The organism is Rhizobium sp. BK591 (assembly GCF_014195045.1).
Lineage (GTDB): Bacteria > Pseudomonadota > Alphaproteobacteria > Rhizobiales > Rhizobiaceae > Rhizobium > Rhizobium anhuiense.
Genome location: NZ_JACIAZ010000001.1, coordinates 599349 through 614437 on the forward strand (window position 1 = coordinate 599349; position 15089 = coordinate 614437).

Sequence of the window (15089 nt, forward strand, 5' to 3'; positions counted from 1 at the left end):
GAGGCAGAGGGTTTTGCTCATGGGAGCCATGCGGCCAATGCATAAAGCGTGCCAAATTACGATTTCGTGTCACAGTTCTGCCAAAATGTTGAGCGGCCCCAAGGGTTTCGACTCGTTTCGTCGCTTTTTCTCCCCATCGGTTGAAATTCCGCTAACATGGCAGCTATCCCATTAACCGGATTCGTCTCAACCATTCGGATTTCCAGCATGTTCCAGTCTTTCGAGGTCACTTCCACGCCGCAATTCGGCAGGGATCGTGTATCGGCGTTGCGCGCCGGTTTCGATTCGCTCGGCATCGACGCCTTCCTCGTACCGCGCGCCGACGAGTTCAACGGTGAATACGTTCCCGCAGGTTCGGAGCGTCTCGCATGGTTGACGGGCTTTACCGGGTCGGCGGGTATTGCGCTGATCCTGCGCACGCAGGCGATCGTTTTCGTTGACGGGCGCTATGTGACACAGCTTGCCGAACAGGTCGACGGTTCGGTCTTTTCGGGCGGCGATCTTGTCAATGAGCCGCCGCATGTCTGGCTGGCCGCAAACGGCGCCAAGGGCCTGCGGCTCGGCATCGATCCCTGGCTGCATGCGGGTGCCGAGGTGCGTCGTCTGGAAAAGGCGCTTTCGCAGATCGGCGGCACGCTGGTCTTCCTGCCGCACAATCCGCTCGACAGGCTTTGGAGCGACCGGCCGGCCGAGCCGCTCGGCGCGGTCAGCATCCAGAACGTCGCGCAGGCCGGCGTGCTGGCCAGAGAGAAGATCGCGACAGTTGCGGCCGATCTTTCGAAGAAGAACCTCGCTGCGGTGCTGATCGCCGATCCCTCTTCGGTCGCCTGGATCTTCAATATCCGCGGCGCCGACGTGCCGCACACGCCGCATCCGCTGGCGCGCGCCATCATTCATGCCGACGGCCGAGCCGAGCTCTTCCTCGACAAACGCAAGACGGGCATCGAGCCGGAGGCCTATCTCGGGCAGATCTGCACGCAGCTGCCGCCCTCGGCGCTGGAGGAGAGACTCGCTGCCGTTTCCCGGAATGGCGGCCGCGTGCTGATCGACCCCGATATCGCTTCCTATGCGCTGGCGGAAATCATCCGCCGGGCGAGCGGCGAAGTGGTGGAGGGCGCCGATCCCGCCAAGCTGCCGCGCGCGGTGAAGAACGACGTCGAGATCAACGGCTCGGCCGCCGCGCATCTGCAGGACGGGGCGGCGATGGTGGAATTCCTCTACTGGCTGTCGCAGGAAAAACCCGGCACGGTGAGCGAGATTGTCGCGGCCGAGCGTCTCGAAGCGGCGCGCGCCCGTGTCGGCCAGAGCATGCAGAACCCGCTGAAGGACATTTCCTTCGACACGATTTCGGGTGCGGGCGAACATGCGGCGATCATGCATTACCGCGTGACGACCGAGACCAACCGGATGATCGAGGCCGGCGAACTCTTCCTGATCGATTCCGGCGCGCAATATATCAACGGCACGACCGACATCACCCGCACGGTCGGCATCGGCAGGGTAACCGAAGAGCATCGGCGCTTCTTCACGCTGGTGTTGAAGGGCATGATCGAGATCAGCACGGCGCGTTTCCCGAAAGGCACGCGCGGCTGCGACCTCGATCCGCTGGCGCGCATCGCGCTGTGGCGGGCAGGCGCCGATTTCGCCCACGGCACGGGCCATGGCGTCGGTTCCTACCTCTCGGTGCATGAGGGCCCGCAGCGCATCTCCAGGCTTTCGACACAGGAACTGCTGCCCGGCATGATCCTTTCGAACGAGCCGGGCTATTACCGGCCCGGCAGCTTCGGCATTCGCATCGAGAACCTGATCTATGTGCGCGGCGCCGAAGAGATCGAGGGCGGCGATACGGCGATGCTCGGTTTCGAGACGCTGACCTTCTGCCCGATCGACCGCAGCCTCGTCATTCCAGAGCTTCTGACCCATGACCAGCTGCATTGGTTCAACGACTACCACCGCCGCACACGCGAGGCGCTGATGCCGCTGATCCACGATCACGATGTCAGGGCATGGCTCGAAAACGCGACGCTGCCGCTGGAATATTGAGAACGGCGTCGACGCGCCGGCGCTGCAGCCCTCAGGCGCCGATCGTGTGGCGCCAGGTCATCACGACGATCCAGGCGGCGACCAGCATCCATGTATGCGAAACGCGCAGGCCGACGAAGAGGGCGACGATCAGCGCCAGTTTCGACTCCCAGCCGCCGATGAAGAAGGCGGGGGCGACCAGCGTCGTCAGCACGGCGGCCGGCACGGCATTCAGCGCCGCCTCCATGCGCGGCGGAATGCTCTTCATTCGGGTGATGAGGATGTAGCCGCCGATGCGGGTGGCGAAAGTGGCGACCGCGGCGGCGAAGATGACGAGCGCCATGTGAAGATCGAATTCCATGGCTCAAACCTCGTGCACTTCGGATTGCAGGGCGTCGGCTTCGAGATCCGGCGCTTGCGGCGGCAGCGGCAGCAGGGCGGCAAGCACGATGCCGACGGCGGCGCCGAGGCTGACATGCCAGGGCGAGCCGACATAGCGATAGGCGAGGACTGATGCGACGGCGCTGACGAGCGCCACGGGCAGAAAATTGTCGCGCTTGCGGAAACCAAGGACGATGCCGAGGAAATAGGCCGGCAGCAGGATATCGAGGCCGATCGCCTTGGGATCGCCGATGAAGCCGCCGAGCATGCCGCCCAGGACGCTGATCAGCACCCAGGGAACGTAGATGATGATGCCGAAACCGAAATACCAGGCGAAGCTGACCGGCAGACCCGACTCGCCGCGTTTCACCGCTGCGGCAAATTGCGGATCGACGAGCAGGAAGAAGGTGAAAAATTTCTGGACCGGCGTGAACTGGCCGATATAGCGCGCCATCGCCGCCGAATAGAGCACGTGGCGGAAATTGACGGCGAGGATCGACAGCACGATCAGCCAGGCATGGACATTGTGGCCGAAGAGTTCGATGCCGACCATCTGGCTGGCGCCGGCATAGACGGTGGCGCTCATGAAGGCGGCTTCGGAAAGCGACATGCCGTTTTCGACGGCCAGCGCTCCGAACAGGGCGCCAAAGGGCGCCGATGCCAGCGCAACGGCAAAGCCGCCCCGCAAACCTTCAACAAAGTCGGCGCGATTCATGTGATCTTGTCCGGTTGGAATTCAGGTTTCCCCTTATGGTCTATGGCTTGCAACGGCAATTGAATTTCCTTGATTGACCAATCGATTTCGCTGAACCATCAAACTTCCGAGTGCATTCGGCCAAGAGGAAACCATGAAGAAGATCGAATTTTCCAAGGAGGCGAAGGCGGCGATCGTTTCAAGCATCCGCCGCTATTTCGAGGCGGAGCTCGACCAGCCGATCGGCGTGCTGCCGGCGGAGTTCCTGCTCGATTTCTTCGCGGACGAGATCGGCGCCCATTATTACAATCAGGGTCTTCGCGATGCGCATGCCGCCCTTCTGAGGAAGATGGAGGACCTGGCGGAAGACATCTATCTGTTGGAGCGCGAGGAGAAGAACAAGGGCACTACCGCATAGTTCTACAGCGTTCCCTACGCATCTGAGAAGGAGCACGGCGCTGTCGCCATAACGGGACGCGGCGGCGCCGCGGCCCGCAAGATCGCAGAGGATCAGCCCTCGCGCTTCATCCGCTCCCGGCGAGCGATTTCGGCCTCCGAGGGCTGCGCCAGCTCGAACGTGCCTGTCTTGATTGCGCCCGCACGCTCATAGACGCTCATGATGACGCCCGTCGTCGATACGCTATTGGCGGTCAGCTTCAGCGCCTCCGGCTTGGCGCCTTGACCGAAGAGGCGTTTGCCCGGGCCAAGCACGAGCGGGAAGGTCTGAAGCCGGAATTCGTCGATCAGGTCGTGCGCCAACAGGGTCTGCAGCAGGCCGCTGCTGCCCTGCGTCAGGAGGGCGGGACCGTCCTCCTGCTTCAGCCGGGCGATTTCGGCAGCGACGTCGCCACGCAAGGCGATAGAATTCTCCCAGTCGAGCGGTTCCGTGGAGCTGGTCGCGACATATTTGGTCACGGCGTTGAAGACCTGGCCGATCGGATCGTCCTTCTCGACGAAGGGCCAATGCGCGGCAAAAATCTCGTAAGTCCTGCGGCCGAGCAGCAGTTCGAAGGGGTCGGTAAAGATCCCGCCCATGAACTGGCTCATCGGCTCGTCCCAATAATTGACGGTCCAACCGCCAAGCGTGAAGCCGCCGGTCGGATCCTCCTGTGGCGCGCCCGGCGCCTGCATGACGCCATCCAGGCTGACGAAGGCTGCAGCAACAAGCTTTCTCATCTCTCAACTCCCATTGTTGGTGTGTTCAGAGCCAAGGACGGATCGGCTTGCACCGATCCGACATTCGACGCGTGGTTTTTTAGGCGCGATCTGACTTAATCTGACAAGACCTTGGCGCTGTCGATGATCGCGATGCCATGCGCCCGCATCTCCTCGATGGCGGCGGCGACACCTTCGGGCGTGATGCCGCGGCTTGCATCCTCGATGAAGCGCACGCGGACACCCGGCATCATCTCCAGCGCGTCGAGCGCGGAGAATTTGACGCAATAGTCGGTCGCGAGCCCGCAGACGTCGAGGTCGGTGATGCCCTGGTCCTCGAGGAAATCGGAAAGGCCGGTCGAGGCATCGCGGTCATTGTCGCGGAAGGCCGAATAGCTGTCGATATAGGGATGCTCGCCCTTCTGCTGGATCAGATCGATCTCTTCCGATCTGAGCGCAGGATGCAGTTCCGCATCGAGCGTACCCTGAATGCAGTGGTCGGGCCACATCATCTGCGGCTTGCCCGAGAGTTCACCCATCTCGAAGGGGGCCGCGCCCGGATGGGCGGAGGCGAAGCTGCCGTGGCCCGGCGGATGCCAGTCCTGCGAGGCGACGATCAGATCGTATTTGCCGCTATCGATCAGCCTGTTTGCGACGGGAATCACCTTGTCGCCATCAGGTACCGGCAGATTGCCGCCCGGGCAGAAGCCGTTCTGAATGTCGATGAGCAGCAGCGCTTTCATCAAGCCCAATCCCTTCGCTTTATTGCAGTGTAAGACGCCAAGCACACTCAATGCATCAACTAGTGGATTTCCAGGCGCGGCGGCGCAAGTGTTAATTCTGGTACTAGCGGTAGTAAGTCGTCAAAGTAGAGAGCTCTAATGCAATCATCGCGATAGTTGGCGGCGGCTCTCGTGTTGAAATGGAATGGAGGGAAGGTTCGTGGATAATCTCCGGATCGCAGACGCGGCCAAAGACGGCGGCGATTGCCGGCAAATCGCTTTGACCGCTAAGACGCTTTTGCGCGGCATCGGTGGATCGAGGCTCCCCCGGCAGAGCCCGGATCTCGGCCGGCTAGATCGCAACCGCGGTGTCGGCTGCGGAATCACCTGCCGCGGCGGAAGCGCCGTAGGTATTGCGGTAGGCCTGAAGCGCCGTCTGCATGTCGCTCAGCACCTTGGTGAGCAGCGGATCGCTATCGCCGGATGTACTGATTTTGCTCGGATCGGCGGCGAGGAATTCCGACTCGGTCAACTTGCCGTCGCCATTCGTATCCATCGCGGCGAAGACACCTTTGGAAGTGTCGTCGCTTTGATCGCTACCGTCGCCCTGATCGTCGCTGTCGTCGGTTTTCTGCATGGACAGCATCAGCGACAGGATGTCGGCGGTGATCTTCTTGACGATGTCGGTACTGCTGTCGTCGCTATCGCCGTCGGTCGCGACCGTGCTTGATGTCGAGGACTGCGATGCGGCGGCGAGCTCGTCCGCCGAAATGACGCCGTCACCGTTCTTGTCCAGGCTTGAAAGCGGAGACTGATACTGTGTCAATGTGCTGCCGAGAGATGAAACACTGGTCACTTGAACCTCCTTTGAAAAGTTCGTCGTGAAGCCCGCCTTTCATGGACGGGCAGTCTCCGGGCTAAGCTGATTTGCGCAAAGCGTCAAAGCGACGTTTTGACAGGGAAGAAGGTGCGATTGACGGCGTGGGGCAACGCACGTTAACCTTTCGGTTACCAAAGCTGTTTCATTGAAATGATTGGCGTTTTTAGCGATCGACGGGTTCGGGCGAGCGAAAGTCCATCTCTGCGAGCGCACGCGATGGCGCCATCGCGGCTTGTTGAAGGGGCAATGGGCGGTGCGCCGGGTCTCCGCCCACTGCGGCATTTCGTCCAGCTTCCCGGAGCGCGATGCCAGATCGATCTTGCTCAGGACTGCGATTTCTGCCTTTCTTGCCTCAGAAGCAGGAACCGAAGCCATGTCCGAAGCGGACCCCGACGAAAAGATCGATGCGACCTTCCGCAACGGATCGCTGACGGCGACCGGGATCATCCTCGGTTTCTCCCTCAATTTCATCAGTCTCTGGGTATCCAATCCGAATGACTGGAGTCGCATCGATCTGCTGCCGATGTCGTTCCTGACGGTCGGCATCGCCATTCAGGTGAAGGTGTTTGCCGATCTTCTGGCGCGGGACTCGCTGGTGGCTGTCAAATATGACCGGGCTCGCCGGCTTTTCCTGATCGGATTGTCGATCGTCGCCACCGGGATGGGAATTGCCCTGATGAACGATATTCTCGGGCTTGGAAGCATGCGGATGCTCGGCTGAAGGTGCTGACGCAAGGTCAGACGCGTTCGACGAACCCGTCCAGCACCCGCTTCTGTCCGGCCCGGTCGAACTCGATCGTCAGCTTGTTACCTTCGATGCCGGTGATGTTGCCGTTGCCGAATTTCAGATGGAACACGCGATCGCCGAGGGTGAATCGCGACGGTTCCGACGAGGTCGATTTCGCCACCAGCTCGCCGTCGATCGTGCGCCCCTTCGGGCCGCTTTCGCCATAGCCGATGCGTTCGACGGCGTGGCCGGAGCGGGTGCCCCAATTGTCGCGGGTGGCGTCGGTCTTGTTGGCCTGGGCGCGTTTCCAGCCTGGGGTGGAATAGGAGTTGGCGAAGGGCTCGGCCTTGTCGAAGCGGGACTGGCCGTAGCCGCCGCGGCCGTAACCGCCATAGCTCTGCTCCATTTCGGCGACCTCGACATGGGTTTCCGGCAGTTCGTCGAGGAAACGCGAGGGCAGGGTCGACTGCCAGAGACCGTGGATGCGGCGGTTGGAGACGAACCAGATATGGCAGCGGTGCTTGGCGCGGGTTATGCCGACATAGGCGAGGCGGCGTTCCTCCTCCAGGCCGGCGCGGCCGCTCTCATCCAGCGAGCGCTGGTGCGGGAAGAGGCCTTCCTCCCAGCCGGGCAGGAAGACGGTGTCGAATTCCAGGCCCTTGGCCGAGTGCAGCGTCATGATCGAGACGGCGTCGAGGTTCTCGTTGGTCTCGGCATCCATGACGAGGGAGACGTGTTCAAGGAAGCCGCGCATCGACTCGAAGCTCTCCATCGAGCGGATCAGTTCCTTAAGGTTCTCAAGGCGGCCGGGCGCTTCGGCGCTTTTGTCGTTCTTCCACATGTCGGTATAGCCGGACTCTTCGAGGATCTGCTCGGCAAGTTCGGTATGCGGTGTGTTTTCAAGCAGTTCCTGCCATCGGCGGAAAGATTGAATCACGTCGAAGAGGGCCTTTCGCGCCTTCGGTTTCAGCTCGTCGGTCTCGATGATGTCGGCCGCTGCCGCAAGCATCGGGATGTCGCGAGCGCGCGCGTAGTCGTGCAGCGCACGCACCGTCGTATCACCGAGGCCACGCTTTGGCGTATTGATGATGCGTTCGAAGGCGAGGTCATCGGAGGCTTGAGCGACCAGGCGGAAATAGGCCATGGCATCGCGGATTTCCAGGCGCTCGTAGAAGCGCGGGCCGCCGATGACGCGGTAATTGAGGCCGAGGGTGACGAAGCGGTCTTCGAATTCGCGCATCTGGAAGGAGGCGCGCACGAGGATCGCCATGTCGTTCAGCAGATGCTTGCTGCGCTGGAGCTGTTCGATCTCCTCGCCGATGGCGCGGGCTTCCTCTTCCGAATCCCAGGAGGCGTGGACCTGAACCTTGATGTCGTCCGGATCGGAGCGATCGGTGAACAGCGTCTTGCCGAGCCGGCCTTCATTATGGGCGATCAGATGGGCCGCGGCGCCGAGAATATGTTCGGTCGAGCGGTAATTGCGCTCGAGCTTGATCACCTTGGCGCCGGGGAAATCCTTCTCGAAGCGCAGGATATTGTCGACCTCCGCGCCGCGCCAGCCGTAGATCGACTGGTCGTCGTCGCCGACGCAGCAGACATTCTGCGGCTCGCCCTTGGCGCGCTGGGCGAGGAGCCTCAGCCACATATACTGGGCGGTGTTGGTGTCCTGGTACTCGTCGACCAGGATATAGCGGAAGCGGCCGTGATATTCCTTCAGGAGATCGGGATTCTTGCGGAAGATCGCGATCGGATGCATCAGCAGGTCGCCGAAGTCGCAGGCGTTCAGCGTCGTCAGGCGGTTCTGATAGGCAAAATAGAGATCGCGGCCGCGGCCATTGGCAAAGGCGCGGGCGTCGCCCTCGGGAATATCGGCAGGCCCGAGGCCTTTATTCTTCCAGGTGTCGATCATGCCGGCGAACTGCTTGGCCGGCCAGCGCTTGTCGTCGAGGCCTTCGGCCTGGATCAGCTGCTTGATCAGGCGGACGACGTCGTCGGTATCGAGAATGGTGAAATCGGAGCGCAGGCCGACGAGCTCGCCGTGGCGGCGCAGCAGCTTGACGCCGATCGAGTGGAAGGTGCCGAGCCAGGGCATGCCTTCGACGGCGCCGCCGACGAGCAGCGCAATGCGCTCCTTCATCTCGCGGGCGGCCTTGTTGGTGAAGGTGACGGCGAGGATCTGCGAGGGGAAGGCGCGGCCGGTGTTGAGAATATGGGCAATGCGGGTGGTGAGCACCCGTGTCTTGCCGGTGCCGGCGCCGGCGAGCACGAGGACCGGGCCCTCCAGCGTTTCGACGGCATCTGTCTGCTCAGGATTCAGCCCGGCAAGATAATCCGGCCGCTTGCCGCCGTCGCGGGCCGCCATGGCGCGCGCGGCGAGGCCTCCAGCTGCAATGCTCCCTGTTGCAGGCGCCTTTCCCAACGAAGCCTGAGGCGGCTGCGGCTTGCGCGCCATCTCGCCCGGCTCTTCATCAAAGAAGGGAATATCGTCGAAACTATTGCTCATGGCGCGTAATGTAGTGATTCGGGAAGGAAAGACCAGAAAAGATGTTCTGCTTTCATTCCCAAGTGGCCGCTATCCCAAGCGGGATGCTCTGGGCAGTAAGGGCGCCGCGAGCGCGGCTGCGATCGCCACGCCGGCGAACCGGGCGAAAAAATTCAGATCGCAGCCTGTCGGAAGCGATGCCGGCGCGACGTCCTTGAAGCATCGGGCTTCGATCATCGGACGGGGTCCGGATCAATACTCGTCAACAAGGAGGCCGTTTCATGCCGAAGGTCGTTTCAAATCTCTGGTTCGCCGAGCAAGCGCGCGAAGCCGTCGAATTCTACACGTCCGTTATCCCCGACTCCCGGATCGGCCGCATCACTATATTGCCGGCGGAAACGCCGAGCGGGCCTCCCGGCAGCGTCGAGCTGATCGAGTTCACGCTCGGCGACCAGGCCTTCCTGGCGATGAAAGCCGGGCCGCTCGATAGCTTCAACCATTCCTTCTCGATCGCGATTCTCCTGGAAAGCCAGGCCGAGATCGATCGGATATGGGAGGCATTCCTCGCCAATGGCGGCACGCCGGAGGCCTGCGGCTGGCTGAAGGATCGCTGGGGCCTTTCCTGGCAGATCGTGCCGCGCATGCTTTCCGAGATGGTCGCCGATAGCGACCGCGAGCGGGCGAGGCGCGTGACCGAGGTGATGCTCGGCATGATCAAGATCGATATCGCCACGCTGGAAAAGGCGTTCAACGGCTGAGTCGCGCCGGTGGCATATCGTTACGAAAAACGGGCGGATGGCTGTGATGCGCCCGTCTTTATCATGTCAGGTGCGGATGGGTATGCGCTGTCCAGCATCGACTTTGCGCAGATTGGCTGCCAAGCGTCGATTTTTCCAGGGCTCGAATCACGGGCGACATTGCACACCCTTTTCATCTTTCTGTCACGTCGCGAAATGTGCTGATACCGCAAAAGCCCTTTTCTCAACTACAATAAGAAACAGTTTCGTAGAGTAAAAAAATAACCGGTGCATGCACGTTTTTGTGCATTGCCAGAAACAGCCGGTGAGCGTGGAATATACCTGCGAAACTATTGATTCTTAGGAATGTCGTGGCCATCTCCTTTGGTATGACGACCTAGAGCCTGTGGCAGTAACCTTGAATGGAGGGCCCATGCTGAGCGAATCCGTATTTGATGCGTTCACCCGCAGTTATGATGCGCGCCGCGAGACTGATATGTCGATCGCGGAGTATCTCGACCTTTGTAAAAAAGAACCGCTTGCCTATGCCAATGCGACCGAGCGGCTGCTCGCCGCGATAGGCGAGCCGCAGATGGTCGATACCGCCAGGGACGCGCGCCTCGGCCGGATCTTCATGAACCGGACCATCCGGATCTATCCAGCCTTTGCCGGCTTCCACGGCATGGAAGAGACAATCGAACGCATCGTTTCCTTCTTCCGGCACGCAGCCCAGGGGCTCGAAGAGCGCAAGCAGATCCTCTATCTGCTCGGCCCGGTCGGCGGCGGCAAGTCATCGCTGGCGGAGCGGCTAAAGCTGCTGATGGAGGTTCATCCGATCTACGTGCTGAAGGCCGGTGACGAGATCAGCCCCGTTTTCGAAAGTCCGCTCAACCTCTTCGACCCCGACACGATGGGATCGCTCCTGCAGGAGCAATACGGCATTCCCCTGCGTCGCCTGAACGGACTGATGAGCCCGTGGTGCCTGAAGCGACTCGACGATTTCGGCGGCGATATCTCCCGCTTCCGCGTCGTCAGAGTTCAGCCTTCGCGGCTGCGCCAGATCGCCATCGCCAAGACCGAGCCTGGGGACGAGAACAATCAGGATATCTCGTCGCTGGTCGGCAAGGTCGATATCCGCAAGCTGGAGACCTATTCCCAGAACGATCCCGACGCCTACAGCTATTCGGGCGGCCTCAACCGCGCCAATCAGGGCGTGCTCGAATTCGTCGAGATGTTCAAGGCGCCGATCAAGATGCTGCATCCGCTGCTGACGGCGACGCAGGAGGGGAACTATATCGGCTCCGAGAATATCGGCGCCATACCCTTCTCCGGCATCGTTCTTGCGCATTCGAACGAGGCGGAATGGCAGACCTTCAAGGCCAACAAGAACAACGAAGCGTTCATCGACCGTATTTGCGTCATCAAGGTGCCCTATTGTCTGCGCGTGACGGAAGAGCAGAAGATCTACGAGAAGCTGATCGAGGGATCCGAACTCGCCGATGCGCCATGCGCCCCGGCGACGCTCGAAATGCTGGCCCGTTTCTCCGTGCTTTCACGCCTGCGCAAGCATGAGAATTCGACGTATTTTTCGAAGATGCGCACCTATGACGGCGAAAGCCTGAAGGAGACGGATCCGCGCGCCCGCAGTGTCCAGGAATATCGGGATGCCGCCGGCATCGACGAGGGCATGGACGGCATATCGACCCGCTTCGCCTTCAAGGTGCTCGCCTCCACCTTCAATCACGACACCACGGATATCGGCGCCGATCCGGTTCATCTGATGTATGTGCTGGAGCAGTCGATCCGCCGCGAGCAGTTTTCCGACGATGTCGAGAAGCGCTATCTGGAATTCATCAAGGCCGATCTTGCGCCGCGTTACGCAGAGTTCATTGGAAATGAAATCCAGAAGGCCTATCTTGAATCCTATGCGGACTACGGACAGAACCTGTTCGACCGCTACGTGGACTATGCCGATGCCTGGATCGAAGATGTGGACTTCAAGGATCCCGATACTGGCCAGCTTCTCGACCGCGAGCTCCTCAACCAGGAACTGACGAAGATCGAAAAGCCGGCGGGAATCGCCAATCCGAAGGATTTCCGCAACGAAATCGTCAAGTTCTGCTTGAGATCGCGGGCAGCCAACGGCGGAAAGAATCCGTCATGGACGAGCTACGAGAAAATCCGGGAAGTCATCGAAAAGCGAATGTTCTCGCAGGTCGAAGATCTTTTGCCGGTCATTTCCTTCGGATCGAAGAAGGATTCCGAAACGGAAAAGAAGCACAGCGAATTCGTCTCGCGCATGGCCGCGCGAGGTTACACCGAGAGGCAGGTTCGACGCCTTGTGGAATGGTACATGCGCGTCAAACAGGCAAGTTAATGCGGAGCCATTATGCACATTGTCGACCGGCGGCTGAATCCGCGCGGTAAAAGTCTGGAAAATCGGCAGCGGTTCCTTCGACGCATGAAGGGCGCCGTGCAGCAGGCGGTAAAACGTTCTCTGCAAAACCGCAACATTCGCGATGTGCTCGACGGCGGGGAAATCAGCCTGCCGATCGATGGGATGGCCGAACCGAACTTGCGAAGGGGCGACGGCGGCATCCGCGATCATATCCTGCCTGGAAACAGGGCCTTCGTCGAAGGCGACATTCTCCCGCGCCCGCCGGGGAGCAGGGGCGGAAAACCCAAGGATGCGGGCGAAGGCGACGGCGAGGACGGCTTCCGTTTCGTGCTCACGCGCGAGGAATTCCTCGATGTGTTCCTGGACGATCTGGAACTGCCCGACCTTGCCAAGCGGCGCCTGGCCGAAACCGAGGAGGAAACGCCCTTCCGTGCCGGCTATTCCGTGTCGGGATCGCCGTCCAACATCGCCGTCGGCCGCACGACCAGGCTCGCGATGATGCGCCGTGTCGCGCTTGGCCGTCCGCGCCGCGAAGAAATCGAAGCCCTGCAGCGGCAGATCGAGGAATGCGAGGACGACGAGAGCCGCCTGACGCTTGAGGCAAAACTCAAATCCCTGACGGAAAAAAGCCGGCGCATTCCCTATATCGATCCGCTCGACGTGCGGTATCGCCGCTTCGAAAACGAGCCGAAGCCTGTGGCGAAGGCCGTGATGTTCTGCCTGATGGACGTCTCCGGCTCGATGTCGGAACACATGAAGGACCTGGCGAAGCGTTTCTATCTGCTGCTCTACCTCTTCCTGTCGAAGCGTTACAAGAAAGTGGAGATCGTCTTCATCCGCCATACCGACAAGGCCGAGGAAGTCGACGAGGAAACCTTCTTTTATGGCCCGGCAACGGGCGGCACGCTGGTCTCCAGCGCGCTGGCGGCAATGCGGGCGATCATCGCGGCGCGTTTCGATCCGGCAGAATGGAATATCTATGGCGCCCAGGCCTCGGATGGCGACAATGCCCATTCGGACGGGAACCTGAGCGGGCAGCTGCTGCGCGAGATTTTGCCGCTGTGCCAGTATTTCGCCTATATCGAGGTTGGCGAAGAGGGCGGCGACTCCTCCGTATCCCGCTCACCGCTTTGGATGCTCTATGACGGGATCCGTTCCGAGCTGCAGCCGCTTTCGATGCGCAAGGTCTGCCGGCGAAACGAAATATTCCCGGTTTTCCACGATCTCTTCCAGAAACGTGACGCACAGTCGAAGGTAACGCCATGACCATGACGATGAGGCCACGAGAGCGGCTATTGTTCGAGGGGGCCGACTGGGACTTTTCAACACTCCAGCGCATCCACGACGCCTGCGAGGACATCGCGCTTAACGAACTCGGCCTCGACGTCTATCCGAACCAAATCGAAGTCATCACCTCCGAGCAGATGCTGGATGCCTATTCCTCAACCGGCATGCCGCTCTTTTACCGCCATTGGTCCTTCGGCAAACACTTCGCGCATCACGAAACTTTCTATCGCCGGGGGATGCGCGATCTTGCTTATGAGATCGTCATCAACAGCTCTCCCTGCATCTCCTACCTGATGGAAGAGAACACGGCGACGATGCAGACGCTCGTCACCGCGCATGCGGCCTTCGGCCACAACCATTTCTTCAAGAACAATTATCTCTTCAAGCTCTGGACCGATGCGGAGGGCATCCTCGATTACCTTGATTTCGCCAAGGGTTATATCACGCGCTGCGAGGAGCGTTACGGCGAGACGGCCGTCGAGCGCACGCTCGATGCAGCCCATGCGCTGATGTCGCACGGGGTGCATCGATACGCGGGCAAGACCACCATCGATCTTCGCCAGGAGGAGAAGCGGCAGCAGGAGCGCCGCGCCCACGAGGAACAGATGTTCAACGACCTGTGGCGCACGGTTCCCGTCGGCAAGGCCAAAAAGGCGAGCGACAGCGGCCTGGATAAGCGCCGCGCCGCCCTCGGTCTTCCGCAGGACAACATCCTTTACTTTCTCGAGAAAACGGCGCCGCGGCTGCAGCCGTGGCAGCGCGAGATCCTTCGCATCGTCCGCCACGTCGCGCAATATTTTCATCCGCAGCGCCAGACCAAGGTGATGAACGAGGGAACCGCCACCTTCGTCCACTACCAGATCATGAACCGGCTTCACGAGCGAGGGCAGATCAGCGACGGAAACTTCCTGGAATTCCTGAAGTCGCACGCCAATGTGGTGTTCCAGCCGAGTTATGACGACCGGCGGTTCTCGGGATTCAACCCCTATGCGCTTGGTTTTGCGATGATGCAGGATATCGAGAGGATCGTCACGGCGCCGACGGAAGAGGACCGCGCATGGTTTCCCGATATCGCCGGACGAGGCGATGCGATGGCGGTGTTGCGCGACATCTGGGCCAACTACCGGGACGAGAGCTTCATCAGCCAGTTCCTGAGCCCGAACCTGATCCGGCAGTTGCGGTTGTTCCATCTCTACGACGATCCGGAACAGACCGAGGGGATACTGGTTTCGGCGATCCACAATGAGCGCGGATATTTGCGCATCCGCCGCCAGCTCTCCCGCGAATACGATATCGGCTGGACCGACCCGGCAATCGATATCGTCGATGTCGACCTCGCCGGCGACCGCCGCCTGTTGCTGCAGCACATCGTCGTGAATGGCTGCTACCTTCAGGAAAATGACACGAAACTCGTCCTGCAGCATCTCGCCGATCTCTGGGGCTACGACGTCTTGCTTCAGGAAATCGACAGCTCCAGCACGGTGGCGAGAGAACACACGGCGAGCCCGCGCAAAATCGTTCAATAATCAGCCGTTATGCTGACGGGCGATAATCAACAATTATCGGTGGCAACAAACACAAAGCCTTAGTAGTTTATCGCCGTT

At 60.6% G+C, this 15089-nt stretch carries 13 protein-coding genes; 7 read left to right on the forward strand and 6 right to left on the reverse strand.

Annotated features, from left to right (window positions below; genetic code table 11):
• Nucleotides 1-207: 207 nt before the first annotated feature.
• The gene (locus FHX10_RS02810; protein ID WP_063474602.1) at nt 208-2043 is read left to right on the forward strand and encodes an aminopeptidase P family protein; all 1836 of its coding nucleotides are present in this window, start codon (nt 208-210) and stop codon (nt 2041-2043) included.
• 31 nt (nt 2044-2074) lie between these two features.
• Here the strand turns inward: FHX10_RS02810 and FHX10_RS02815 are convergent, their stop codons facing one another.
• Together FHX10_RS02815 and FHX10_RS02820 are read right to left on the reverse strand one after the other, a co-directional pair.
• Nucleotides 2075-2383: an AzlD family protein gene (locus FHX10_RS02815; protein ID WP_047610903.1), complete on the reverse strand. Its 309-nt coding sequence runs from the start codon at nt 2381-2383 to the stop codon at nt 2075-2077.
• Nucleotides 2384-2386: 3 nt separating this feature from the next.
• A complete protein-coding gene (locus tag FHX10_RS02820; RefSeq protein WP_063474603.1) occupies nt 2387-3118 on the reverse strand; it encodes an AzlC family ABC transporter permease in 732 nt (243 codons plus the stop codon).
• 133 nt (nt 3119-3251) lie between these two features.
• On the opposite strand from FHX10_RS02820, the gene FHX10_RS02825 reads away from it, so the two are divergent.
• Nucleotides 3252-3515 (forward strand): DUF2164 domain-containing protein, encoded by a 264-nt coding sequence (locus FHX10_RS02825; protein WP_047610898.1) that lies wholly within the window; start codon nt 3252-3254, stop codon nt 3513-3515.
• A 92-nt stretch (nt 3516-3607) separates the two neighbouring features.
• Here the strand turns inward: FHX10_RS02825 and FHX10_RS02830 are convergent, their stop codons facing one another.
• The 3 genes from FHX10_RS02830 to FHX10_RS02840 all read right to left on the reverse strand — a co-directional run bounded on the left by FHX10_RS02830 (nt 3608) and on the right by FHX10_RS02840 (nt 5830).
• On the reverse strand, nt 3608-4273 hold the full coding sequence (locus tag FHX10_RS02830; RefSeq protein WP_063474604.1) for a dihydrofolate reductase family protein: 666 nt from the start codon (nt 4271-4273) through the stop codon (nt 3608-3610).
• 95 nt (nt 4274-4368) lie between these two features.
• Nucleotides 4369-4995: a bifunctional nicotinamidase/pyrazinamidase gene (gene pncA / locus FHX10_RS02835; protein WP_063474605.1), complete on the reverse strand. Its 627-nt coding sequence runs from the start codon at nt 4993-4995 to the stop codon at nt 4369-4371.
• Between the two features lie 331 nt (nt 4996-5326).
• Nucleotides 5327-5830, reverse strand: a complete 504-nt coding sequence (locus tag FHX10_RS02840) for an EF-hand domain-containing protein (RefSeq protein ID WP_063474606.1) — start codon at nt 5828-5830, stop codon at nt 5327-5329.
• A gap of 397 nt (nt 5831-6227) precedes the next feature.
• Here FHX10_RS02840 and FHX10_RS02845 point away from each other — a divergent pair, with 397 nt between their 5' ends.
• On the forward strand, nt 6228-6575 hold the full coding sequence (locus FHX10_RS02845; RefSeq protein ID WP_047611758.1) for a membrane protein: 348 nt from the start codon (nt 6228-6230) through the stop codon (nt 6573-6575).
• A gap of 16 nt (nt 6576-6591) precedes the next feature.
• Here FHX10_RS02845 and FHX10_RS02850 read toward each other — a convergent pair whose 3' ends face one another.
• Entirely contained in the window at nt 6592-9084 is a 2493-nt protein-coding gene (locus FHX10_RS02850) for an ATP-dependent helicase (RefSeq protein ID WP_047610891.1), read from the reverse strand.
• A 260-nt stretch (nt 9085-9344) separates the two neighbouring features.
• Here FHX10_RS02850 and FHX10_RS02855 point away from each other — a divergent pair, with 260 nt between their 5' ends.
• The 4 genes from FHX10_RS02855 (at nt 9345) to FHX10_RS02870 (ending at nt 15011) form a co-directional block, all read left to right on the forward strand.
• The gene (locus FHX10_RS02855; protein ID WP_063474607.1) at nt 9345-9821 is read left to right on the forward strand and encodes a VOC family protein; all 477 of its coding nucleotides are present in this window, start codon (nt 9345-9347) and stop codon (nt 9819-9821) included.
• A gap of 412 nt (nt 9822-10233) precedes the next feature.
• Entirely contained in the window at nt 10234-12177 is a 1944-nt protein-coding gene (locus FHX10_RS02860; RefSeq protein WP_047610888.1) for a PrkA family serine protein kinase, read from the forward strand.
• Nucleotides 12178-12189: 12 nt separating this feature from the next.
• Nucleotides 12190-13464, forward strand: a complete 1275-nt coding sequence (locus FHX10_RS02865; protein WP_047610886.1) for a YeaH/YhbH family protein — start codon at nt 12190-12192, stop codon at nt 13462-13464.
• Nucleotides 13461-15011 carry a SpoVR family protein gene (locus tag FHX10_RS02870; protein ID WP_047610884.1) on the forward strand — a complete coding sequence of 517 codons (1551 nt, stop codon included), beginning with the start codon at nt 13461-13463 and terminating at the stop codon, nt 15009-15011. The genes FHX10_RS02865 and FHX10_RS02870 overlap by 4 nt, the downstream gene beginning before the upstream one ends.
• Nucleotides 15012-15089 lie beyond the last annotated feature (78 nt).

What these genes read in the sequence shown, in the direction of transcription:
- FHX10_RS02825 (WP_047610898.1), top strand. Translation starts at nt 3,252, where the DNA reads ATGAAGAAGATCGAATTTTCCAAGGAGGCGAAGGCGGCGATCGTTTCA.
- pncA (WP_063474605.1), bottom strand. Translation starts at nt 4,995, where the DNA reads ATGAAAGCGCTGCTGCTCATCGACATTCAGAACGGCTTCTGCCCGGGC.
- FHX10_RS02865 (WP_047610886.1), top strand. Translation starts at nt 12,190, where the DNA reads ATGCACATTGTCGACCGGCGGCTGAATCCGCGCGGTAAAAGTCTGGAA.
- FHX10_RS02845 (WP_047611758.1), top strand. Translation starts at nt 6,228, where the DNA reads ATGTCCGAAGCGGACCCCGACGAAAAGATCGATGCGACCTTCCGCAAC.
- FHX10_RS02820 (WP_063474603.1), bottom strand. Translation starts at nt 3,118, where the DNA reads ATGAATCGCGCCGACTTTGTTGAAGGTTTGCGGGGCGGCTTTGCCGTT.
- FHX10_RS02850 (WP_047610891.1), bottom strand. Translation starts at nt 9,084, where the DNA reads ATGAGCAATAGTTTCGACGATATTCCCTTCTTTGATGAAGAGCCGGGC.
- FHX10_RS02815 (WP_047610903.1), bottom strand. Translation starts at nt 2,383, where the DNA reads ATGGAATTCGATCTTCACATGGCGCTCGTCATCTTCGCCGCCGCGGTC.
- FHX10_RS02810 (WP_063474602.1), top strand. Translation starts at nt 208, where the DNA reads ATGTTCCAGTCTTTCGAGGTCACTTCCACGCCGCAATTCGGCAGGGAT.
- FHX10_RS02870 (WP_047610884.1), top strand. Translation starts at nt 13,461, where the DNA reads ATGACCATGACGATGAGGCCACGAGAGCGGCTATTGTTCGAGGGGGCC.
- FHX10_RS02860 (WP_047610888.1), top strand. Translation starts at nt 10,234, where the DNA reads ATGCTGAGCGAATCCGTATTTGATGCGTTCACCCGCAGTTATGATGCG.
- FHX10_RS02855 (WP_063474607.1), top strand. Translation starts at nt 9,345, where the DNA reads ATGCCGAAGGTCGTTTCAAATCTCTGGTTCGCCGAGCAAGCGCGCGAA.
- FHX10_RS02830 (WP_063474604.1), bottom strand. Translation starts at nt 4,273, where the DNA reads ATGAGAAAGCTTGTTGCTGCAGCCTTCGTCAGCCTGGATGGCGTCATG.